Source organism: Streptomyces sp. NPDC048001, from assembly GCF_043203115.1.
GTDB classification, from domain to species: Bacteria; Actinomycetota; Actinomycetes; order Streptomycetales; family Streptomycetaceae; genus Streptomyces; species Streptomyces sanyensis.
The window spans coordinates 61,569-82,521 of record NZ_JBIDBN010000001.1; the positions used below are offsets into that span (position 1 = coordinate 61,569).

At 74.7% G+C, this 20,953-nt stretch carries 18 protein-coding genes; 14 read left to right on the plus strand and 4 right to left on the minus strand.

Going from position 1 to position 20,953, the window contains the following annotated elements; genetic code table 11:
• Nucleotides 1-302: 302 nt before the first annotated feature.
• The 4 genes from lanL to ACGF15_RS00300 all read left to right on the plus strand — a co-directional run bounded on the left by lanL (nucleotide 303) and on the right by ACGF15_RS00300 (nucleotide 5,429).
• On the plus strand, nucleotides 303-2,975 hold the full coding sequence (gene lanL / locus ACGF15_RS00285) for a class IV lanthionine synthetase LanL (RefSeq protein ID WP_392796410.1): 2,673 nt from the start codon (nucleotides 303-305) through the stop codon (nucleotides 2,973-2,975).
• A 42-nt stretch (nucleotides 2,976-3,017) separates the two neighbouring features.
• Nucleotides 3,018-3,173 carry a VenA family class IV lanthipeptide gene (locus tag ACGF15_RS00290; RefSeq protein ID WP_345608230.1) on the plus strand — a complete coding sequence of 52 codons (156 nt, stop codon included), beginning with the start codon at nucleotides 3,018-3,020 and terminating at the stop codon, nucleotides 3,171-3,173.
• Nucleotides 3,174-3,489: 316 nt separating this feature from the next.
• On the plus strand, nucleotides 3,490-4,560 hold the full coding sequence (locus ACGF15_RS00295; protein WP_392796870.1) for an ATP-binding cassette domain-containing protein: 1,071 nt from the start codon (nucleotides 3,490-3,492) through the stop codon (nucleotides 4,558-4,560).
• A complete protein-coding gene (locus ACGF15_RS00300; RefSeq protein ID WP_392796411.1) occupies nucleotides 4,557-5,429 on the plus strand; it encodes an ABC transporter permease in 873 nt (290 codons plus the stop codon). Before ACGF15_RS00295 ends, ACGF15_RS00300 begins: the two co-directional genes overlap by 4 nt.
• 747 nt (nucleotides 5,430-6,176) lie before the next feature.
• On the opposite strand, the gene ACGF15_RS00305 is transcribed toward ACGF15_RS00300, so the two are convergent.
• A complete protein-coding gene (locus ACGF15_RS00305) occupies nucleotides 6,177-6,809 on the minus strand; it encodes a response regulator transcription factor (RefSeq protein ID WP_345608232.1) in 633 nt (210 codons plus the stop codon).
• 638 nt (nucleotides 6,810-7,447) lie between these two features.
• On the opposite strand from ACGF15_RS00305, the gene ACGF15_RS00310 reads away from it, so the two are divergent.
• The 7 genes from ACGF15_RS00310 (at nucleotide 7,448) to ACGF15_RS00340 (ending at nucleotide 14,472) form a co-directional block, all read left to right on the plus strand.
• The gene (locus ACGF15_RS00310; RefSeq protein WP_392796412.1) at nucleotides 7,448-8,440 is read left to right on the plus strand and encodes an MFS transporter; all 993 of its coding nucleotides are present in this window, start codon (nucleotides 7,448-7,450) and stop codon (nucleotides 8,438-8,440) included.
• Nucleotides 8,409-9,158 carry a class I SAM-dependent methyltransferase gene (locus tag ACGF15_RS00315; RefSeq protein WP_392796413.1) on the plus strand — a complete coding sequence of 250 codons (750 nt, stop codon included), beginning with the start codon at nucleotides 8,409-8,411 and terminating at the stop codon, nucleotides 9,156-9,158. The genes ACGF15_RS00310 and ACGF15_RS00315 overlap by 32 nt, the downstream gene beginning before the upstream one ends.
• A gap of 161 nt (nucleotides 9,159-9,319) precedes the next feature.
• A complete protein-coding gene (locus tag ACGF15_RS00320) occupies nucleotides 9,320-10,051 on the plus strand; it encodes a hypothetical protein (RefSeq protein ID WP_345608238.1) in 732 nt (243 codons plus the stop codon).
• Between the two features lie 85 nt (nucleotides 10,052-10,136).
• A complete protein-coding gene (locus tag ACGF15_RS00325; RefSeq protein WP_345608240.1) occupies nucleotides 10,137-11,432 on the plus strand; it encodes an ABC transporter substrate-binding protein in 1,296 nt (431 codons plus the stop codon).
• A 71-nt stretch (nucleotides 11,433-11,503) separates the two neighbouring features.
• Nucleotides 11,504-12,385, plus strand: coding sequence for a carbohydrate ABC transporter permease (locus tag ACGF15_RS00330; RefSeq protein ID WP_392796871.1), 882 nt, complete (start codon nucleotides 11,504-11,506; stop codon nucleotides 12,383-12,385).
• On the plus strand, nucleotides 12,385-13,218 hold the full coding sequence (locus ACGF15_RS00335) for a carbohydrate ABC transporter permease (protein ID WP_360645798.1): 834 nt from the start codon (nucleotides 12,385-12,387) through the stop codon (nucleotides 13,216-13,218). Before ACGF15_RS00330 ends, ACGF15_RS00335 begins: the two co-directional genes overlap by 1 nt.
• A 72-nt stretch (nucleotides 13,219-13,290) precedes the next feature.
• Nucleotides 13,291-14,472: a sn-glycerol-3-phosphate ABC transporter ATP-binding protein UgpC gene (locus ACGF15_RS00340; protein ID WP_362608585.1), complete on the plus strand. Its 1,182-nt coding sequence runs from the start codon at nucleotides 13,291-13,293 to the stop codon at nucleotides 14,470-14,472.
• Between the two features lie 99 nt (nucleotides 14,473-14,571).
• Here ACGF15_RS00340 and ACGF15_RS00345 read toward each other — a convergent pair whose 3' ends face one another.
• The 3 genes from ACGF15_RS00345 to ACGF15_RS00355 are packed head-to-tail and all read right to left on the minus strand — an operon-like array spanning nucleotide 14,572 to nucleotide 16,319.
• A complete protein-coding gene (locus ACGF15_RS00345; protein ID WP_392796414.1) occupies nucleotides 14,572-15,192 on the minus strand; it encodes a 4'-phosphopantetheinyl transferase family protein in 621 nt (206 codons plus the stop codon).
• Nucleotides 15,189-15,419, minus strand: coding sequence for an acyl carrier protein (locus ACGF15_RS00350; protein ID WP_345608248.1), 231 nt, complete (start codon nucleotides 15,417-15,419; stop codon nucleotides 15,189-15,191). Before ACGF15_RS00350 ends, ACGF15_RS00345 begins: the two co-directional genes overlap by 4 nt.
• Nucleotides 15,420-15,455: 36 nt before the next feature.
• Entirely contained in the window at nucleotides 15,456-16,319 is an 864-nt protein-coding gene (locus ACGF15_RS00355; protein ID WP_392796415.1) for a hypothetical protein, read from the minus strand.
• 454 nt (nucleotides 16,320-16,773) lie between these two features.
• On the opposite strand from ACGF15_RS00355, the gene ACGF15_RS00360 reads away from it, so the two are divergent.
• The 3 genes from ACGF15_RS00360 to ACGF15_RS00370 are packed head-to-tail and all read left to right on the plus strand — an operon-like array spanning nucleotide 16,774 to nucleotide 20,953.
• Nucleotides 16,774-17,862 (plus strand): phytanoyl-CoA dioxygenase family protein, encoded by a 1,089-nt coding sequence (locus ACGF15_RS00360; RefSeq protein WP_392796416.1) that lies wholly within the window; start codon nucleotides 16,774-16,776, stop codon nucleotides 17,860-17,862.
• Nucleotides 17,844-19,193 carry a DUF6271 family protein gene (locus ACGF15_RS00365; RefSeq protein WP_392796417.1) on the plus strand — a complete coding sequence of 450 codons (1,350 nt, stop codon included), beginning with the start codon at nucleotides 17,844-17,846 and terminating at the stop codon, nucleotides 19,191-19,193. The genes ACGF15_RS00360 and ACGF15_RS00365 overlap by 19 nt, the downstream gene beginning before the upstream one ends.
• Nucleotides 19,190-20,953, plus strand: coding sequence for a condensation domain-containing protein (locus ACGF15_RS00370; protein ID WP_392796418.1), 1,764 nt, complete (start codon nucleotides 19,190-19,192; stop codon nucleotides 20,951-20,953). Before ACGF15_RS00365 ends, ACGF15_RS00370 begins: the two co-directional genes overlap by 4 nt.

Sequence of the window (20,953 nt, forward strand, 5' to 3'; positions counted from 1 at the left end):
GTGCACCAGGGCTGTCACGTGTTCTGCGACGCGGACCGTCACTTCCACGACGCACCCCAACGCGTCTCCCGGCCCGGCGCCGGGGGCCCGCGCCACGCGCTCGCCGAGCGCCCCGTGCCGGAAGGCCGGGAGCGCCACGAGCACGGTGACCGGCCGGCCCCGCAGCCCGCGGACCACCGGCTGCCGGCGGCCCCGTCCACAGCACGGTGCGCCCGCTGCGCCGGGTGACGTCGGGCACGCACGGTCTATTCGTTCCGAAGGCACAGTCCAATCTGCGGTCCCCGCGGTGGAGAGGGATGGGCATGACGAGCCAGGCAAGCGAAGTCGAACTCCAGGACCTGCTGGGCCGGTCGCTGGACGCCACGGGACAGGCCGCGCGGTGGACCGTGGACACGGACGCGATGTGGTGCCGCCTCATACCCGCCTCCGCGGCGCAGCGCGAGCAGGGCTGGAAGCTGCACGTGTCGGCCACGTCCGCCTCCGCTCCCGCGGTGCTGGCGCGTTGCCTGGAGGTACTGCTGCCCCAGGAGTCCATGTTCAAGTTCGCCCGGTCCCTGGAGCAGGTGAGCGCGCTCAACTCCCGTGCCACGCCGAGGGGCAGCTCGGGCAAGTTCATCACCGTCTACCCCCGCTCCGACGCCGAGGCGGCCGCGATCGCGCTGGAGCTCCACCGGGCCACGGCGGGACTGGCCGGCCCGCGGATCCTGTCGGACCAGCCCTACGCCGTGAACAGCCTGGTGCACTACCGCTACGGGGCGTTCGTCGGCCGTCAACGGCTCTCCGAGTCGGGCCTGCTGGTGTGGTACATGGAGGACCCGGACGGCAACCCCGTGGAAGACGTCCGCACCGGCCGCTACTCGCCGCCGGCCTGGGCGGTGAGCCCGTTCCCGGCCTCCGTGCCCGCCCCGGCGGCCGCGGAGCGGGCCACGACGGCCCCGGTGCTGCTGGGCGGCCGCTTCTCGGTCCGGGAGGCGATCCGCCACACGAACAAGGGCGGTGTCTACCGGGGGACGGACGTCAGCGCGGACGTGCCGGTGGTCATCAAGGAGGCCCGGCCGCACGTGGAGGCCGACGCCTCCGGATCCGACGTGCGGGACTGGCTGCGCGTCGAGGCCCGGGTACTGGAGTTCCTCGACGGCACGGGGCTGGCCCCGCGGCTCCTGGCCGTGTTCGAGCACGGCGGGCACCTCTTCCTGGCCGAGGAGGAGATCCAGGGCGTCCCGCTGCGCAACTGGGTCGCCGAGCGCTTCCGCGACATCGGCGGCGAGCGCTACCGCGCCGAAGCCCTGGCCCTGGCGGGGCGTCTGGTGGACCTCCTCGCCGCCGCCCACGGCCTGGGCTGCGTCCTGCGGGACTTCACGCCCGGCAACATCATGGTCCGGCCCGACGGTGAACTGCGCCTCATCGACCTGGAGCTCGCCGTCCTCAAGGACGACGTCCCGCTTCCGACCACGGTGGGGACTCCCGGCTTCAGCGCCCCCGAGCGGCTGGCGGGCGCGGCGGTCTCGCCGACGGCCGACTACTACAGCCTGGGTGCCGCCGTGTGCTTCGTCCTCACCGGCAAGGTCCCCGGCCTGCAGGCCGAGGAGCCCGCGGCCAGGACCGCGCACGAGCGGCTCGCCGGGTGGCTGGCCGCCTGCGACGACGTGCTGCGACTGCCCGAGGGCCTGATCGAGATGATCCTCGGGCTGATGGCGGACGATCCCGCCGAGCGCTGGGACCCCGACCGGGCCGGCGCGGCCCTTCGCCGGGCGGTAGGGGGACTTCCGGGCCGGGCCACCGCGGTCCCGGCCGGCCGGACCCCGCGGTCCGACGAGACGCAGGGCGCGGTGGCGGGGATGGTGGACCACCTCATCGACTCGATGACCCCGCAGGACGAACGCCGCCTGTGGCCGGTGTCCGTCAAGGCGGGGGAGACCGACCCCTGCACGGTGCAGCAGGGCGCCGCCGGTGTCCTCGCGGTCCTGACCCGGTACTTCGAGCTGACCGGTGACCGGCGCCTGCCGGAGGTGCTCTCCACCGCGGGGCACTGGATGGCGGCGCGGACGGACACCCGCTCCACGCGGTCGGGCCTGCACTTCGGCGGCCGGGGGACGGCGTGGGCGCTGTACGAAGCCGGCCGTGTCCTCGAGGACCGCGTGCTCGTCGAGCATGCGACGGCCCTGGCGCTGGCCCCCCAGGAACCGGCGCCCCACCACGACATCACCCACGGCCGGGCGGGGAGCGGACTGGCCGCCGCCCACCTCTGGCACCGCACCGGGGACCAGCGCTTCGCCGAACGCGTCGTCGAGGCGGCCGACGCGCTGGTCGCCGCTGCGACACCCGAGCCGTCCGGCGTCAGCTGGCCCGCGCCGCCCGAAGTGGTCACCGGGAGCGCCGGTGAACGCTATCTCGGCTTCGCCCACGGGACGGCCGGCATCGGATGCTTCCTGCTCGCCGCTTCAGCCGTCACGGGCCGTCGGGAACACCGGGATCTGGCCCTGGCGGCGGGAGAGGCCCTGGCGGCCGCCTCCCTGACGGTCGGCGGGGCGGCGCAGTGGCCGTCCCGAGCCGGTGACGTGCCCACCGCCCCGTACTGGTGCCACGGCTCGGCGGGAATCGGCTCCTTCCTGCTCCGGCTGTGGCAGGCCACCGGCGACGATCGGTACGGCGACCTGGCCCGCGGTGCGGCGAGGGCCGTCGTGGAGCGTGCCTCCCGGGCCCCCCTCGCCCAGTGCCACGGCCTTGCGGGCAACGGCGACTTCCTCCTCGACCTGGCCGCCGCCACGGGGGATCCCGCCCACCACGCGTCGGCCGAGGCCCTGGCCCGCCTCATCACCGCCGAACAGATCCACCGCGACGGCCACGTCGTCTTCCCCAACGAGTACGGGGACGTCTCGACGGGCTGGAGCGACGGGTCCGCAGGAATCCTCGCGTTCCTCCTGCGGACCCGCCACACGGACTCCCGGCTCTGGATGATCCAGCAGCCGGGCTGACAGGGACCCCCCTGTCGACACCACCGAGAGAAGGAGATAGCCATGGAGAACCGCGACCTCGAACTGCTGGCTCACCTGCACGCCCTTCCGGAGACCGACCCGATCGGCGCCGACGGAGCCGCGTTCGCCGACACGTGTGCGTGCGTCGGCCTGCTCACGCTCCTCAACACCGTCTGCATCGGCATCAGCTGCGCCTGACCAGGTCGCAGCCCGAGCGGATCCGATACGGCCCGGCGGCCCCGTCAACCGCTTCGCGCTTGACGGGGCGCTGAGCGCCGGTCCCCCGCAGGCCGGCACCACCCGGTGCACCCGCGTCGCCAGCCGACCAGGGCAGCACGAGGGAACCGGCCGACCTCCGGCCGGTGACCGCCCCCGCGGCAGTCACCGGCCGGAGCGTCCGGCCCCCGCCTCCGCGGGGGTACGAGGCACCCGCCCCGAGCAGCACACGGCCCCTTCGACGTATCGCGCGCCCACGTCCGTGGACGACATCCAGCAGACGAGGACCTGAGTGACCATGCAGCCGTACGCCGGTGCCGATGCCCCCGCACGAACGCCCCTCCCGACCTCCGCCACGGCCCAGGACGGTGCGCGGCCCGAAGCGCAGGGGCCGTACGCCATCAGCACCCGCGGTCTGGCCAAGAGCTACCCCGGCCCGGACGGGAGCGTCAGCCCCGCCGTGCGCGGCCTGGACCTCGACGTGCACCAGGGCGAGACCTTCGCGTTCCTCGGCCCCAACGGCGCGGGGAAGTCCACCACGATCTCCCTCCTGTGCGCCCTGGCCCGCCCCACCTCCGGAACGGCCACGGTGGCAGGCGTCGACGTCCTCACCCACCCGGGCCAGGTCCGCCGTCAGGTCGGCATGCTCTTCCAGCACAGCGCACTCGACATGGAACTGACGGTGCAGCAGAACCTGCGCGTCCACGCCCGGCTGTACGGCATGAGCCGCCGCGACGCCCGCCGGCGTACCACCGAGACCCTCGATGCCATCGGCCTCGGCGACCGGCGGCGGGCCCCGGTCCGCACCCTCTCCGGCGGCATGCGCCGCCGCCTCGAACTCGCCCGCGGCCTCCTCCACGAGCCGCGGATCCTCTTCCTCGACGAGCCCACCACGGGACTCGACCCCCACGCGCGCGCCCAGGTCTGGGACTACCTGCGCCAGTTGCGCGAGCGGCAGGGGACCACCCTCTTCATCACCACCCACTACCTGGACGAGGCCGAGAACTGCGACCGCCTCGCCATCATCGACGGCGGCCGCCTGGTCGCGCAGGGGGCGCCCGCCGCCCTCAAGGCCGCCATCGGCAACGACCGGGTGGTCCTGCGCACCCACGACGACCCTGCCGCCGACCGCGTCGTGCGCCGTGCCGCCCCGCCGGGCACCCGTACCACCCACGGCTCGGACGGGATCAGCCTGCGCCTGCCCGACGGCAGTTCCTGGATCCCCCGCCTGTGCGCGGCTCTCGCCGCGGAGGGCATCCCCGTCCGGGCCGCCTCCGCGACCCCGCCGACCCTCGACGACGTCTTCTTCCACCACACCGGCCGCAGCATCCACACCGCAGGACCGAAGACGGCGGGTGAGGGCCTGTGACCGCCACCGCCGTCACCGCGCCGGGAAACCCCGACGGCCGCACCGGCCCGCGTCCGGCACCCCCGAGCCGCCTGCGCCGGGAACTGCGCGCGGTCCATGCCCTGGTCCACCGCGACCTGCTGCGCCTGTCCCTGCAGCGCACCCACACCGCGCTGATGCTGATCCAGCCGGTGCTCTACCTCTTCATCCTCGGAGGCGGTCTGGCCGCCCTGATCCCCACCGCCGCGCTCGGCGTGGGCTACCAGCTGTACCTCTTCCCCGGCATGCTGATGATGACCGTCCAGAGCCCCGCCATCATGGTGGGCATCCGCCTCATCACCGACAAGCAGACCGGATACCTGCGGGAACTCCTGATGGCCCCGGTCAGCCGCGCCACCCTGCTCCTGGGCAACTGCGCGGGCGGCACCGTGGTCGCCACCGTCCAGGGCGCCGTCCTCCTCGCCCTGGCCGGCGCGGTCGGCCTGCCCTACGACCCGCTGCTGCTGGCCCTGCTCCTCGTCGGCCTGGTCCTGTCCTCCTTCACCATCACCGCGCTGGCGCTCGCCCTCGCCGTCAGCCTCGGCCGCGCCGAGCTCTTCCACGTGCTCCTCGGCCTGGTGATGATGCCGCTGCTCTTCCTCTCCGGCGGCTTCTTCCCGCTCGACAGCCTCCCCGACTGGGCTCGCGGACTGGCCGCCCTGAACCCCCTCGCCTACGGCGTGGACCTGCTGCGCCGCTCCATCGGCCTGCACGTGCCCCACGAGGCGACCGCGGTCGGCATCGAATGGTTCGGCCACCAGCCCCCGCTGCTCCTGGAAGCCGGAGTCCTCCTCACCGCCGGCGTCCTCGCCCTGCTCTACGCCACCCGGCGCTTCAGCCGCCCCGAATGACCCCGGCCGCGGGGCCGCCCCTGGTCCGACCCCGCCTCCACAGCGCCGCCCCTGCCCCCGGGTCCTCACAGACCCCGAGGCCAGGGGCGGCGTGAGTCGGTGCCGGACAGGGTGCCGGCCGCCGGTACGGGGTGGCGGTGAGGCCGCCGTGCAGATGCTCCCCATCGCGAGCGGCCCGCCGTGCCCGGGCGACGGCCGGGGTCCGGCCCTCCCGTCGGAGCGGCGCCGGCGCGGGGGGCGGCCGCCAGCGCTGCGGGCCGGGGCCGGGGAGCACCCTGCGCCGCGAAGACCTCCTGCGCTGACCGGTTCCAGGCGGCTGCGCTGTCGTCACGCAGCACGGGTGCACAGAGCCGGGCCCCGGGGCGGCATGCCTCCCCCCGGGGCCCGTGGCCCCTCCGGTGGAGGCGCGGCGTGGTCCTGCGAGCCGCTCAGGCGTGCCCGGCCGGGCGGGCGAGCAGCCCGACGCGGCCCACGGAGGCGGGACGGGTGTGCCGGAGCCGGGACGGGGCGTGCCGCAGGTCCCCCGGCGGATCCCGGGGTGCGGTCTCCTCCCTGCTGCTCCTCGGAAACCGGGCGGCGTACGGGAAGCACCGGGAACGGCCGGGCGGTTCACCGCTGAACCGGGACGTCACCGGCCACGGGGAGCGCGCGGAGGCGGCTGAGCCGGATGAGCGGCCCTGCGCCGAGCGTGCCGGGAGCGGGCAGGGGCGGGGCGCGGGAGCCGTCCGCGCCCCGAGCGGGCGGGTGTCACGCCCAGCCGGCGTCGCGGACGATCCGTATGGCGTCCATCCGGTTGCGGGCGCCGACCTTCCGTATCGCGCTGGCCATGTAGTTGCGCACGGTGCCCCGCGACAGGTGCAGCAGCGCCGCTATCTCGTCCATCGGCGCACCCTGGCCCGCGAGCGTCACCACCCTGAGTTCCCGGTGGGTGAGCGGCGGGGCGGTGGCGTCCAGCAGCGCGAAGGCCAGGGAGGCGTCGAGATGGCGCTCCCCCTTGGCGACCGCGTGCACGGCCGTGATCAGATGGCGCCGGGAGGCGTTCTTGTCGACGAGGCCGAGCGCCCCGGCGTCCAGTGCCCGGCGCAGCAGGCCGGGCTGCTCGGGTGTGGCCAGGACGACGAGCCCCGGGTCCCGTCCCGGGGGCCCGCCCTGTGCGCCGGGGACCGCCTCGCACCGGTCGCAGGAGGCCATGCAGTCCCCGTCCACCACGCGGACGTCCACGGACGGGTCCCCGGTGCCCGGGGTGGAATGACGGCCCGTCCGCCGCAGGCAGTCGGAGGGCGTCGTGGAGGTCACCTCCAGTGCCGGGTCGGTACGCAGCAGTTCCACCAGAGCCGAGCGGAGCAGCCCCGCATCGTGCACGACAAGCACCCGGACCATCCTCAACCCCCTGAGTCGCCGGCGACAGCGCCGGTCACGCCACAGGCATGTGCCCACTCCTCCCAACTGCCCCACTCCACACCGTCGCAACACCGCGCGCGGGGGCACAAGGGGGCGCATTGCGGGCCCGTTGACCTGCCGGGACCATCCGGAGTGCGCAAAATCGACGGTGTGCCGGACCCTTGGCGCCGGGTACACCGACCCGCTGCCACACGTGCCCACGTCACACGCGGGGCGAGGGCGCCCAGCGTGTGTCCGGGCCCGACCGCGGCTCCCCGGATCTGACCGATACCCCACCCGGGGCCGCCGGGCGCATCGAGGCGCCGGGGGCGGACGGCGGCCCGGCGCGGCGCCCGCGGGCGCGACGGCCCCCGCGGGGACGGCAGTGCGGGCGCGGCCGTGCGCGGGGAGCGGGCTTCAGGGCGCGGAGGGCGGCCGCGGCGCGGGAGTTCCGTCCGGCGCGGACGGTCCGGTCGCGGAGGTGGTCCGCACCGGCGAACTGCCGACGGTCCCGCCCCGGCGCGGACGGTCGGGCCGCGCCCGGGGCGCCCGGTGCGTCCCTGCGGTCCTTCCGCGACCGGCGTCTCCGGTCCTGCCCTGGCGCCCTGCTGGCGGCTCTGCGCTGGCCGCCGCTGGCGGTGGGCGCGCTGGTCCTCACCTGCTGCGGTGCCGCCCTGTACCTGCCGGCGAACAAGGCCTACCTGGTGGCCGGGGTGGACGAGGAGCGGCGCCCGGCGTTCCTGTCGGCGGGCAATGCGGCGCTCAACGCGGGCATGGCGGTGGGGCCGCTGGTCGCGGGACCGTTCGTGCTCTCCTCCCCCGGCTGGCTGTTCGCCACCGTCACGGCGCTGTTCGCGGCGGTGACGGCGGGGCACGCCCTGCTGCCCGCGGCCGCGCGCGGCGCGGGGAGCACCGGGGCGGAGCAACGCGGGCGGGGTCTGCTCACGGGCCTCGCCCCCCTGCCGTTCGCCGCCAACGCACTCGCCTTCTACCTGTACTTCCACTTCCAGCACTATCTGGCGGTGTACGCCGTGGAGCGGGCCTCGGGCGCCTTCTACAGCCTGGTGCTGCTGGTGTGCTTCGCGCTGGTCGTGGTCGTGCAGCCGCTCGCCTCGGGCCTGATCGGGCGGATGCCCTACCCGGTGGCGCTCGCGGTGGGCTTCGCGGGCCTGGCGGCGGGGATGGCGGTGCTGGCCGCGGGCACCCGGCCGGCGCTCCTGGCGGGCGGTGCGCTGATCACCGCGGGGGACATCGTCCTGTTCCTGAAGAACGACCTGGAGGCGCTGCGTCGCAGCACCGGCTCGGACGCCGCGGTCTTCGGCCGGCAGCGGCTCGCCGCGGGCCTGGGCGCCTGCGCCAGCGGGCTGCTCGGGGGCCAGTTGTACGGCTTCGTCGAGCGGGCCGGGCACACCGGGTGGTTCTGGCTCCTCGCCGCGGCGCAGTGCCTGCTGCTCCCGGCGCTGCTGCTGGCGGTGCGCGGCGGGCCCCGGCCGGACTCCGGCGCGGACGCGCGGGGCGGCACGGGCCACCGAGACCACCCGGGTACCCGCGGGGCCCCGGGCGACCGAGACGACCGAGACGACCGAGGAGCAACGGCTGATGACACGGACGGGCGGGTTCCAGGACGATGACTTCTGGACCGAGTTCCACGACGTCCTCTTCTCCGAGGAGCGCATCGGGCAGGCCGGGGCCCTGGTCGGGGCCTCCCCCCTGCTGTCCTTCCCCGCCGGCTCGCGGGTGCTGGACCTGTGCTGCGGCCCGGGGGTGTTCACCGTCCCGCTGGCCCTGCGGGGCCACGAGGTCACGGGGGTCGACCTGAGCCCCTCGATGCTGGAGCGGGCGCGCGGGCGGGCGGACCGGGCGGGGGCCCGGGTCGCCCATGTGCGGGCCGACGCCCGCACCTTCGAGGCGCCGGGGCGCTTCGACGTCGCCGTGAACCTGTTCACGTCCTTCGGCTACTTCGAGGACCCGGCCGACAACGCGCGGGTCCTGCACACGATGCACGACTGCCTGGCGCCCGGCGGGACGCTGCTGCTGGACCTCGCGGGCAAGGAGCTGCTGGCCCGCCGGGTCACCCCGCCCAAGGTGGTGCGCCGGGGCGAGGACCTGGTGGTGCAGACCGACACGGTGCTGGACGACTGGGCGAGGCTGCGCAGCGACTGGGTGCTGGTCCGCGGCGACCGGGTGGTGCGGGCGAGGCTGGAGTGGTTCGTCTACAGCGCCGTGGAGCTGCGCGGGCTGGTCGAGGAGGCCGGGTTCGGGGAGGTGGAGGTGTTCGGCGGCTTCGACGGCCGCCCCTACGACGAGCACGCCGAGCGGCTGGTGGTGCGGGCGGTCCGCGGGGCCTGAGGGCCGGCGGCGCGCGGGGGCGGCCCCCTTCCCGCAAGCTGCTCCTGGGAGATCACTCCCGCTGCTACCATCGCCGCAGGCCGAGCATGTCGTCCCCGCGCCCGCGGAGGTGGTTCCCGGTGGTCCGCCGAACCACCGGGCGGACCGCACGGAGGAGATCCATGGCATCCGCCGAAGAGGGGCGGCAGCAGCCGGACGCGGTCGGCGTCCTCAACGCCAGACGCACCCTCCTGCAACTCCTGGGCAGGGCCGGGGTCGGCCCCGGCGACGCGGAGGAGCTGATCGGTCTCGTCGAGGCCGGGGCCGTCTCCCTGGCGCACCGCGAACTCGCCGGAGCGCAGCGCGGGGCCCCGGCAGCCGGGGAGACGCTCTACCGGGCGGGCTGGCTCGACGGTGTCCAGGCGGCGACGGCGGACCTCGGCGAGTTGGCCGAGCGGGCGGTGCGTGCGGCCCTGGTCCACGACGCGGCGGACGCCCCCGCCGGGGAGCGGCCCCCGGTGCGCCGGATGGAGGTGGAGCGGGCGAGGGTGGCGGCCACCCCTCTGTACCTGTCGTTCACCACGGTCTCGGACTTCGACCCCGAGGTGTCGGAACAGGTGCTCACGGCCGTCCTCGCCACCATGGGGGCCCGGGAGCGGGCCGGGTACGCGGGGCGGCTGGCGGGCTTCGCGGCGGAGCACCGGGAGCGGCTGGAACGGCTGTTCGCCCGCTACGGGCCGGGCAGCGGCATCGCGATCCACGGCCGCTACTCGCTGGTCCACTCCCCCACCAGCATCGCCGTCCTGGAACGGCTCTCGGCCGCCCCCGGGGAGCTGTGGGAGGCATGGGACGCGGGCGAGCTGCCCCCGGCCTGGCTGGAGGGGCTGACGGCCGCCTGGGGCAGCGGCTCCTGACGCGCCCTGCGCCGCCCGGGTGAGCTTGCCGCCCCGGGACCCGGTGCTGCGCCCCGGACCGCGGCCCGCGCCCTACGGTCGTGCCATGTCGGGTGAGGGCCGTGGTGCGGAGCTGTGGAGGGCGGTCGTGCAGCGGCTGCGCCGTCTGATCGTCCTGCCGCTGCTGGCGTCGTTGCTGACGGCCTGCGGCTCGGGGGACTCCGGCGGTCCCCCGACGCTGAACTGGTACAACTTCCCCGACGACTCCGGCGCCCTGGCCGAGGCGGCGCAGAACTGCACGCGCGGCTCCGGCGGCCGCTACCGGATCGCGTACAACAAGCTGCCGCGCACGGCCGACGGGCAGCGCCAGCAGCTGGTGCGCCGGCTGGCGGCCGAGGACCGGTCGATCGACATCATGGGCCTGGACGTCACCTGGACCCCGGAGTTCGCCGAGGCGGGCTGGATCCTGCCGTGGAGCGGCGAGGACCGGACGAGGGCCGAGGAGGGCACCCTGAAGGTGCCGCTGCAGACCGGCACCTGGAACGACCGCCTCTACGCGGTCCCGTACAACACCAACACGCAGCTGCTGTGGTACCGCAGCGACCTCGTCGGGGATCCGCCGGCGACCTGGTCCGCGATGCTGGACGAGGCACGGCGCCTCGCCGGGGAGGGCAAGCCCCACTACGTCGAGATCCAGGGGGCCCAGTACGAGGGGCTCACGGTCTGGTTCAACACCCTGGTGGCGAGCGCCGGGGGCTCCGTCCTCAACGCCGACGCCACCGCCCCCTCCCTCGGGCCGCCGGCCGTCCGGGCCGCCGGCATCATGCGGGACCTGGCGCGCTCCCCGGCGGCCGACCCCTCGCTGCCGAACCAGATGGAGGATCAGAACCGGCTCGCGATGGAGGCCGGCACGGCGGCCTTCGAACTCAACTACCCCTTCGTGTATCCGGCGATGCAGGCCAACAACCCGGAGCTGTTCGAGCACTTCCGCTGGGCGCCCTACCCCCGGGTGGACGCCTCCCGGCCCGCCCGGCCCACCATCGGCGGCATCGACCTCGCCGTGGGCGCCTACTCCCGGCACCCGGACCTCGCCTTCGAGGCGGCGCTCTGCCTGCGCAACAAGGAGAACCAGATCAACGCCGCGGTGAAGGGCGGTCTGCCGCCGACCCTGCGTGAACTCTACTTCGACGAGGAGTTCGTGAAGAGCTACCCGTTCGCGGACGCCATCTTCCGGTCCCTGGAGAACGCCAGTGTCCGGCCCCAGACGCCCGCGTACCAGAACGTGTCCATCGTCATCTCGCACACGCTGTCCCCGCCCTCGGCGATCGACCCCGAGAGCTCCGTCGAGACCATGTCCTCCCAGATCCAGGACGCCCTCGAGTCGAAGGGGCTGGTCCCGTGAGGCGGACGGGGACGGAAGGGGGCGCCGGGGCCGCGGCGGCGGGTGCGGAGGCCCCCGCCGAGGCGGGGCGCCTGTCGGAGGGGGCGCGGCAGGAGCGGCGCCTGGGCTGGCTGCTGTGCGCGCCCGCGGTCCTGGTGATGGTCGCGGTCACCGCCTATCCGATCGGCTACGCGGTCTACCTCTCGCTCCAGCGCTACGACCTCCGCTTCCCGGACCAGGCCGAGTTCGTGGGCCTGAGCAACTACGGCGCGGTGCTCTCCTCCCCGTTCTGGTGGGAGGCGTTCTGGGTCACCCTGTTCATCACCGTGGTCTCGGTCACCGTCGAGCTGGTGCTCGGCATGGCGCTGGCGCTGGTGATGCACCGCACCATCGTGGGCCGCGGGACGGTGCGCACCGCCATCCTGGTGCCGTACGGCATCGTCACGGTCGTCGCGGCCTTCTCCTGGCAGTACGCCTGGACCCCGGACACGGGCTATCTCGCCGCGCTGCTGCCGGAGGGGGACGCGCCGCTGACGGAGCAGTGGCCCGCGCTCGGGCTGATCATCCTGGCGGAGGTGTGGAAGACGACCCCGTTCATGGCGCTGCTGCTGCTGGCCGGGCTCGCCCTGGTGCCGGAGGAGACGCTGCGTGCCGCGATGGTCGACGGAGCCGGTGCCTGGCAGCGGTTCCGGCGGGTCACCCTGCCGCTGATGAAGCCGGCGATCCTGGTGGCGCTGCTGTTCCGCACCCTCGACGCCTTCCGGGTCTTCGACTCGATCTTCATCCTGACCGCGGGCGCGCACGGGACCGGCTCGGTGTCGATCCTCGGCTACGACAACCTGTTCACCGCCCTGAACCTGGGCATCGGGTCGGCGATCTCGGTCCTCGTCTTCGTCTGCGTCGCGGTGATCGCCTTCGTCTTCGTCAGACTCTTCGGGGCGGCTGCCCCCGGATCAGAGCAGGGGGGCCGCTGATGGCCGGCGCAGGAAAGCGGCATCTCACCCGGTGGACCGTCGTCAACGTCCTCGTCGTGGCGTACGCGTTGTTCCCCGTGTGGTGGATCGTGTCCCTGTCCTTCAAGGACCCCTCCACCCTGACCGACGGGAACTTCATCCCGACCAAGTGGACCTGGGAGAACTACCGGGGGATCTTCCAGACCTCGGAGTTCACCCGTGCGCTGGTGAACTCGATCGGCATCGCGCTGATCGCGACGTTCATCGCGGTCGTCCTCGGCACCATGGCGGCCTACGCGGTGGCCCGGTTGCGCTTCCCCGGTAAGCGGCTGCTGATCGGGCTGTCCCTGCTGATCGCGATGTTCCCGCCGATCTCGCTGGTCTCCCCGCTGTTCAACATCGAGCGGGTGCTCGGGATCTTCGACACCTGGCCGGGACTGATCCTGCCCTACATGACCTTCTCGCTCCCGCTGGCCATCTACACGCTGTCGGCCTTCTTCCGGGAGATCCCCTGGGACCTGGAGAAGGCCGCGAAGGTCGACGGGGCGACGCCCGCGCAGGCGTTCCGCCTGGTGATCGCGCCGCTCGCCGCGCCCGGGGTGTTCACGACGGCGATCCTGGTGTTCATCTTCTGCTGGAACGACTTCCTGTTCGCGATCTCGCTGACCTCGACGGAGGCGGCGCGCACGGTTCCTGCGGCGATCGCGTTCTTCACCGGCAGCAGCCAGTTCCAGCAGCCGACCGGATCGATCGCCGCCGCCGCCACCGTCATCACCGTGCCGATCATCCTCTTCGTCCTGCTGTTCCAGCGCCGGATCGTCGCCGGACTGACCTCCGGAGCCGTCAAGGGCTGACCGGCCCGCGGTCCGGCCGCCGCCCCCGACCCACCGCCGCCCGCGGCACCCCCTCTGCAAGGAGCACCCACTGTGGCCGAGATCGTTCTCGAGGGCATCACGAAGAGGTACCCCGACGGCGCCCTGGCCGTGAAGGACGTCAACCTCACCGTGGGGGACGGGGAGTTCGTCATCCTGGTGGGCCCCTCCGGGTGCGGCAAGTCCACCACCCTCAACATGATCGCGGGCCTGGAGGACATCACCGAGGGGACGCTGCGCATCGGGGGCGAGGTGGTCAACGACCGCTCGCCCAAGGACCGCGACATCGCCATGGTCTTCCAGAGCTACGCCCTGTACCCGCACATGAGCGTGCGCGAGAACATGGGCTTCGCCCTGCGGCTGGCCAGGACCGACAAGGAGACCGTGACGCGCAAGGTCGAGGAGGCGGCGCGGATCCTGGACCTGACCGAGCACCTCGACCGCAAGCCCGCCAACCTCTCCGGCGGCCAGCGCCAGCGGGTCGCCATGGGCCGGGCGATCGTGCGCAGCCCCAAGGCCTTCCTGATGGACGAGCCGCTGTCCAACCTCGACGCCAAGCTGCGGGTGCAGATGCGCACCCAGATCTCCCGTCTCCAGCAGCGGCTCGGCACCACGACCGTGTACGTGACGCACGACCAGACGGAGGCCATGACGCTCGGGGACCGGGTGGTGGTGATGCGCGGCGGGGTGGTCCAGCAGGTCGGCACTCCGCAGCATCTCTACGACCAGCCGCACAACCTGTTCGTGGCGGGCTTCATCGGCTCCCCCGCGATGAACTTCCTGCACGCCGTGCTGGAGGAGGGCGTCCTGCGGACCGCGGTGGGCGACCTGCCCCTGTCGCCGGAGGTGCTGCGGCGGCTGGAGGAGCAGGACGCGCCGCGCGACCTGATCGTGGGGCTGCGTCCGGAGGCGTTCGAGGACGCCGCGCTGGTGGACCCGGACCGGGAGGGGGCCCGCTTCACGGCCACCGTGGACGTGGTCGAGTCGCTCGGCTCGGACGTCTTCGCCCACTTCACCGAGGAGGGCTGGGAGCCGGCGGTCTCCGCCGAGCTGGCCGAGCTGGCGGCGGACTCGGGGGTCGCGGAGTCGGGGGGCGACGGGCACCAGATCGTCACCCGGCTCAGTACCGCGACGGGGGTGCGCGAGGGCCGCGAGGCCGAGCTGTACGTGGACACCTCGGGCATGCACGTCTTCGATCCGGCGACCGGCGCGAACCTCACCCGTCACGGGGAGTGAGGCGGCAGGCCCCCGGGCGTGCGCGGCCCTTCGGGCCCCGGGCGGCGCGGGCGGCCCGGGGGCGGTGTCGGCCCGGGGCCGGACCCGGGTCGGGCCGGGTCAGCCGGGGGCGGCCCGCAGGGAGAAGACCACAGCCGGCGCGCTCGTGGCGACGGCGGCGACCGCGCCGGTGCGGGCGTCGCTCCACACCCGCACATGGGGCGCCTGCCCGCCCGCCTTGAACCGGGCCTCGCAGCGGACCCAGGCGCGCAGCCTTCCGGCGTCCCCGGGGCCCGCCGCGCGCAGTTCGGCCTCGGTCAGCAGGCGGCGCAGCGTCCGGTGGGCCGGGGGGCGGCGGTCTGCCGCCTCGACGTCGACCCCCGTGGGTCCGGGCCCCGCCGCGGCGGCGACCACCCCGTCGGCGTGGCTGAGGCTGACGCCGAGGCCCGGGTGGCCGGGGAGGTAGGGGCGGCCGTGGCCGTGCCGCCCGCAGCCGGGGCAGCGCTGGGCGAGTTCCGTGTCCCCGGGCGGGCGCCCCGTCAGTCGGGAGACGCACAGCCGGAGCAGGAGCCGGGAGGCGAGCACGTCGTCCCGGCGGGCGGCACGGCGGATCTTCGCCAGGCGGCGGGCCTCCCAGGGGGCGAGCAGGTCCTCGGTGAGGCCGGGGAGGGCCAGCACCTCCGGGGTGGCGCCCACCCCGGCGAGGGCCGGGCCGGGAGCCGCCGCCACGGTCCGGTTCACCCGGCGGTGCTGAGGAAGCGCTCCCGGACGCGGGAGAGGGTGCGGAAGTCGTCGATGGTGGCCTGCTGGAGGTCGATGGAGGTGCCGGAGATCTCCTCCAGGAGGTCGACGAACTCCAGGAAGTCCATGGAGTCGATGAGCCGGGCCTCGACGAGGTCCTCGTCGGCGTCGATCGGCCCGTCGAGTCCGGGGTTCTTCTCGTGGAGCCAGGCGGCGACACGGTCCATGGTGCGGTTCCACTCCTCGTGGTGCGGTGGGGTCGGTCAGAGGTCGCGGGCGGCTGCCCGGAGCCGGTCGAGTGCCCGCTCGGCGGAGCCGTGGGCGAGGATCATGGCGTGCACCCAGCGTTCGACGCCGAAGGCCACGCAGGCGCTGTAGGCGGGGCCGTGGGAGCCGGCGCGGATGCCCAGGCGCTCCCCGAAGAAGTTGCGGTGGCGGTTGACGGAGGCGATCGCGGTGCCGTCGGGGGCGCTGAACTCGTGCTTGACGGGGTCGAGGGCCATCAGGCGGGCCCGGGAGCCGCCCCGGTCGTAGAAGGGGTCGTCGGCGGTGGCGCGGGTCAGGTCCAGCCCGAGCCGGCCGGCGGTCTCCCGGACGAACTCCGCTCCCTGCTCCAGGTGTTCCAAGGCGCCTTCCCTGGTGCCGAGGAAGAGCACCTCACGCATGTGGAAGCCCCACAGGCGGCGCAGTCCGTCGTAGTGGGTCTCGTTGCGGAAGCAGCGGCCGGTGGCGGAGAGCCGCAGTCCGTCCTCGCCGACGTCCCGGTCCTCCAGGGACAGCAGCAGTCCGTAGCAGGTGGCCGAGGGGAGCAGATGGCCGGTGGGCCTCAGGGGCAGCCCGGCGGGGGGCTCGCCGCCGGCCAGGCCGTCGAGCGACTCGGGGGCGAACGTCCCCGCGCCGACGCCGAGATGGGGGAAGTTGCGGAAGTAGTCGAGCCGGGCGAGGCCCTCGGCGGCGAGCAGCGGGGGGCCGGTCACCTCGGGGGCGCCGTGACGGGCGGCGAGTCCGGTGAGGAGGCCGTCGAGGCCCCGGAGCAGGGCGGTATGCACCGGGTCCAGGGTGACAAGTCCCGCGCCGGGGCTCTTCAGGCCGCCGTCGGGCAGGGCCGTGGCGCTGGTTGTGCTCATGAAACCGTTCCCTCTCGGCGTGTGCGGTCGGTCGGGGCGTCGGTCGTACGGGCGCACCCGGCCCCGCACCGGCGTCGGCGACGCGGTGGCGTGCCCGGTACCGCCCGTGGTCGCCGTCGACCGGCGCGCAGCACAGGGCCGCGGCCGACCGTCCTGCCGTGCTCGGGCCGGGGGCGGATCCGGGGCTGCGCATGGGGACAGTAGGCGAGCCCCAGGGTGGTTGTCTAGACCAAAAGGAAACGTCAACCCCCGTACGGGGAAGCGGAATCAGGCCCACCGCGACACCGCGGAACGGCACTTGACATCCCTGTTGGTCTACACCAATTCTGTTCCCGGTCCCCGCGTTTCCTTCACGACCGCCGGGGGCCCCGCCGTCCCCTCCCCGCCGCCCGACGCCGCCGCCCGGCGTCCCCCCGCAGAACCGACCCGCCGCCCCACCGCCTGGAGGGACCCCTTGACGACGCCACCCGCCCCCCGCCGCGCACGGCTCCACCGCGCGGCCACCGACCGCGCGTACCTCAGCGCGGACGGCGAGTCCTACCTCGCCCAGACCACGCTGCGGGAGCTCAGGAAGGAACGGCCCCTGAGGGTGCTGTCCGAGGAGGACTTCGCCCACTGGCAGACCTACGGCTATGTCGTGGTCCGCGAGGCGATCCCCGCCGAGGCGGCGCGCCGCCTGCTCGACTTCACCTGGGACTTCCAGGGGCTCGACCCCGACCGCCCGGACGGCTGGTACGAGGACCGCCCCTTCCGCTCCCAGCTGGACCGCCAGCTGCACGTCTACGGCTTCGTCGAGGCGTACCACCACCAGCTGCTCTGGGACAGCCGCCAGGCCCAGCGCGTCTACGACGCCTTCGTGGACGTCTGGGACTGCGAGGAGCTGTGGGTCACCCTGGACCGGCTGAACCTCAACCCGCCCAACACCGGCAACCGCGACCGGGCACTCATCGCCCCCACCGAGCGCGGCTTCGACATCGAACTGCACTGGGACATCGACACCACGCTGGGCGTGCCGCCCCAGCGGGTCCAGGGAATCATCGCCCTCAACGACACCGCCCCCGAGACCGGCGGGTTCCAGTGCTGCCCCGAGCTCTTCCGCGGCTTCGAGCGCTGGCGCGCCGCCCAGAGCACCGACCGCGACCCGATCAGGCCCGACGTGGACCGCTCCGAGTTCCCCGTCGTCCGCCCCGACCTGGGCCCGGGCGACCTGCTGATCTGGAACGGGCTGCTCGCCCACGGGGTCGCCCGCAACGCCTCCCGCAACGGGGTCCGCGCGGTGCAGTACCTGTCGATGATGCCCGCGCTGGAGGAGCACGAGAAGCTGCGCAGGTCCCGCGTGGAGTCCTGGCGCCATCTGCGCACCCCGCGGTGGAACCGCACCCTGGTGGGCGACATGGTGCGCCACGAGTCCCTGCGCTACCCGACGGCCGAGCTCACCCCGCTCGGCGAGCGGCTGCTCGGCCTGGCCTCCTGGCACGGCACGCAGGGCCCGGACACCGCGGGCGGGCGGAGCGGGGAGCCGGTGTGCACCGCGTCTGCCTGACCCTGCCGACCGACCGGGAGTGCCCGGCGACGATCACCGCCATGGCGGCCGAAGCCGCCTACGGGGCACGGGAGTTCGGAGCCGAGGTGCATCTGCTGGTGCTGGACTCGGCCGCACCGCCGGTGCGCGCCGCGCACCGGCGGGCCGTCGCCGCGCTGCCGAAGACGCCCGGGGTGGTGGTGCACCACCTCGACGAGGACGCCCAGCGGGCCTTCCTGCGGCAGGTGATCGCCGCCTCCGGCGTCCCCGCGCCGGAGCGGCTGCTCACCCTGATGCTGCCCACCGGGGTGAGCTACGGCGCCTGCACCAACCGGGCCTTCCTCCTCTCCGAGGCCCTCGGCTGCGCCTCGGTGCACCGCAGGGACTCCGACAGCCGCTACCAGCACCTCCACGGCGCACCCGTGTACCCGATCCACCACGAACTCGCCACACTGGGGCGCCCGGCCGTCGAGGTCACCGGCCGCGTCGACCGCACGCGGCTCGACCCCGCCTGCGCCGGGCGGCCGGTGGCCCTGGCCGGCGGGTCCTTCATCGGCGAGCTGTCCGTGGACGTGGCGGAGATCGCGCGCCTGGACCCGGAGGTCTACCACGAGGTCGTGGGCCTGTCGGTGCCCGCGGACTGCCCTGCTCCCTGGCGCCGCAACCTGGTCGAGGAGGCGTTCCGGGGCGCCGGGACCGAGCCGTTCACCGCCGACCGCACCACCCTGACCCTGGTCAGCCCGACACGGGTCGACATGTGCAACATCGCCCTCGCCCGGGAGGTGTACGGCGCGGTACCGCTGCCGCCCGCCACGGACACCATCGGCAGCGACTACTTCCTCCTGCACCTCGTCCGGAGCGCCCGGCTGCCGGGGGTCCTGCACAACCGGCACATCGTCAACTTCCACACCCCCGAGCGGCGCTCCGACGCCGGCTTCCTCGCCTACCAGGAGCGCTTCGCCAAGTTCCTGCTCGCCTCCGGGCCCATGGGCGAGGTCCACGCGCGGATGGCGGCGGCCGGGGACGAGCTGCTCGACGCGGCCGGACGCCTGCGCACCGGCACCGTCGCGCGCCTGGTCCGGGAGGCCGCCCGCGGCGGTCCCGACGCCAACGCCGCCCGGCTCGACGTCCTCGACCGCTGCTACCGCTCCCTGGGCGGCCGGTACACCGCGGCGGCCGAGCGGTTCGCCGCCCGCAGGGACGGCCTGCTCGCCGAGGCGCGCGCGGACATGGCGGACTTCGCCCTGCTCCTGGACGCCTGGCCGCTGCTGGCCGCGCACGCGAAAGGAACCGCAGTGACCCTCCCCGAGCCCCCCTCCCCCGGGGCCGCAGCACCGGCGGCCCTGCTGTGAGCGCCCCGCCGACGCCGCCCGGTGCGGCCCCCGCGGCCCGCACCGCCGCCGCCCGGCGGACCGCGACGCTCGCCTACCGGGGCGCCGGGACCCGGCGGGGCCCCGTCACCATGGGCCAGGCGAACATGATCCGCTGCATCCTGCGGGACGAGCCGGACGCCATCAACATCCACGACGTCTGGCCGGTGCCCGAGGGCGCCTCCGAGCACGGCGTCCTCGACGCGCTGCGGGCCCTCGCCGTGAGGCACGAGGCGCTGCGGACCACCTTCCCGCACCAACCCGGCACCGTGCCGGGCGAGCAGGTCGTGGCCGGCACGGGGCGGTTCACCGTCACCGTGCTGGAGCACGGCGAACTCCCCTCCCCCGCCGCCGAGTACGCCGAGGCGGTGGCCCGTGACGCCCGGTCGGAGCGCTTCCGGCTGGAGAGCGACTTCCCCTTGCGTCCCGTCCTGCTCACCCGCACCGGACGGCCCGTGTTCCTGGCCCTGGCGGCCAGCCACGCCCTGACGGACGGCAGCGCACTGGGCGTCCTGCGCGAGGAGTGGCTGACCCTGCTGTCCGGCGGGACGCTGCCCGAGGCCACCGCGCCCACCCCGCTCGACCTGGCCGCCGAGGAGGCGAGCCCGGCCGGGCGGCGCAGGTCGGCCGACGCGCTGCGGCACTGGGAGCGGATCCTGCGCACGGGACCGCAGGCGATGTTCGCCGAACCCGGCGCGGTGGGCACCGAGATCTCCGCACCGGGGCTCACCCTGCGCTCCGCCCGCGGCGCCCGGGCACTGGCCGGCGCCGCCCGGCGCACCCGGGCGCTGCCCAACACGGTGCTGCTGACGGCCTGGTGCCTGCTGACCGCCCACCGGGCCGGCCAGCAGGAGTGCGTCGCCGCCGTACCGACCTCCAACCGCTTCCGGCCCGCCCTCGCCCGCTCGGTGAGCACCCTCTCCCAGGACGCACTGCTCGCCCTCGACGTGCGCAAACCGTCCTTCGACGCGGTCCTCGCCGCCGCCTGGGGAGCGGCGCTGAACGCCTACCGGCACAGCCGCTTCGACGCGCTCGCCCTGTGGGACATGATCCGGCGGGTCACCGGCGAACGGGGCAGCCACTTCGCCCGGGACGTGGTCCTCAACGACATCAGCGCGCTGCCCGCGACGCTCGCCGGGGCCGCGGCACCCGACGGGGACGCCCCGGAACTCGAACTGGTCCGGGGGCCGGAGCAGGCGCTGCCGACGCGGCTGCTCGGCTTCGTCTACGAGACGGACCCGGTGCTGCGCCTCGCCCTGTGGGGCGACCCGGCGCTCTTCCCGGCGCGTGCCGCGGAGGACTTCGCGACCGGCCTGGTGCGGCTGCTGGAGGCGGCGGCCGAGGGGGACGTGCCGCTGTCGGAGCTCACCGAGGTGACCGGTGTGCGTCCGGTCGAGCGCGGTCCGGGGTGGACGCGGGTGGACGGCTGCTGGGTCGAGCCGGAGGCGGTGGCGCGGACCTTGAGCGCGGCTCTCGGCGGGCTCCCCGTCGAGGTCGAGGTCACCGGGACGCGCGAGGCGGCCGGCGCGGCCGGCGCGGCGCCGCTGCTGACCGCGCGCATCGCCTGCGAGGACGGCGGCCTGACGCCCGCCCGGGCCCACGCGGCGCTGATGGCCGCCCTGCCGGGCCGCCCCGGGGTGCTCGCCCCGCACCGCTATGTGATCGTGCAGGGCCCACCGCGGCAGCCCGCCCCGGCGGGGCCGATTCTCAGGGAAGGAACCGGCCGCGACCGGGAGATGTGA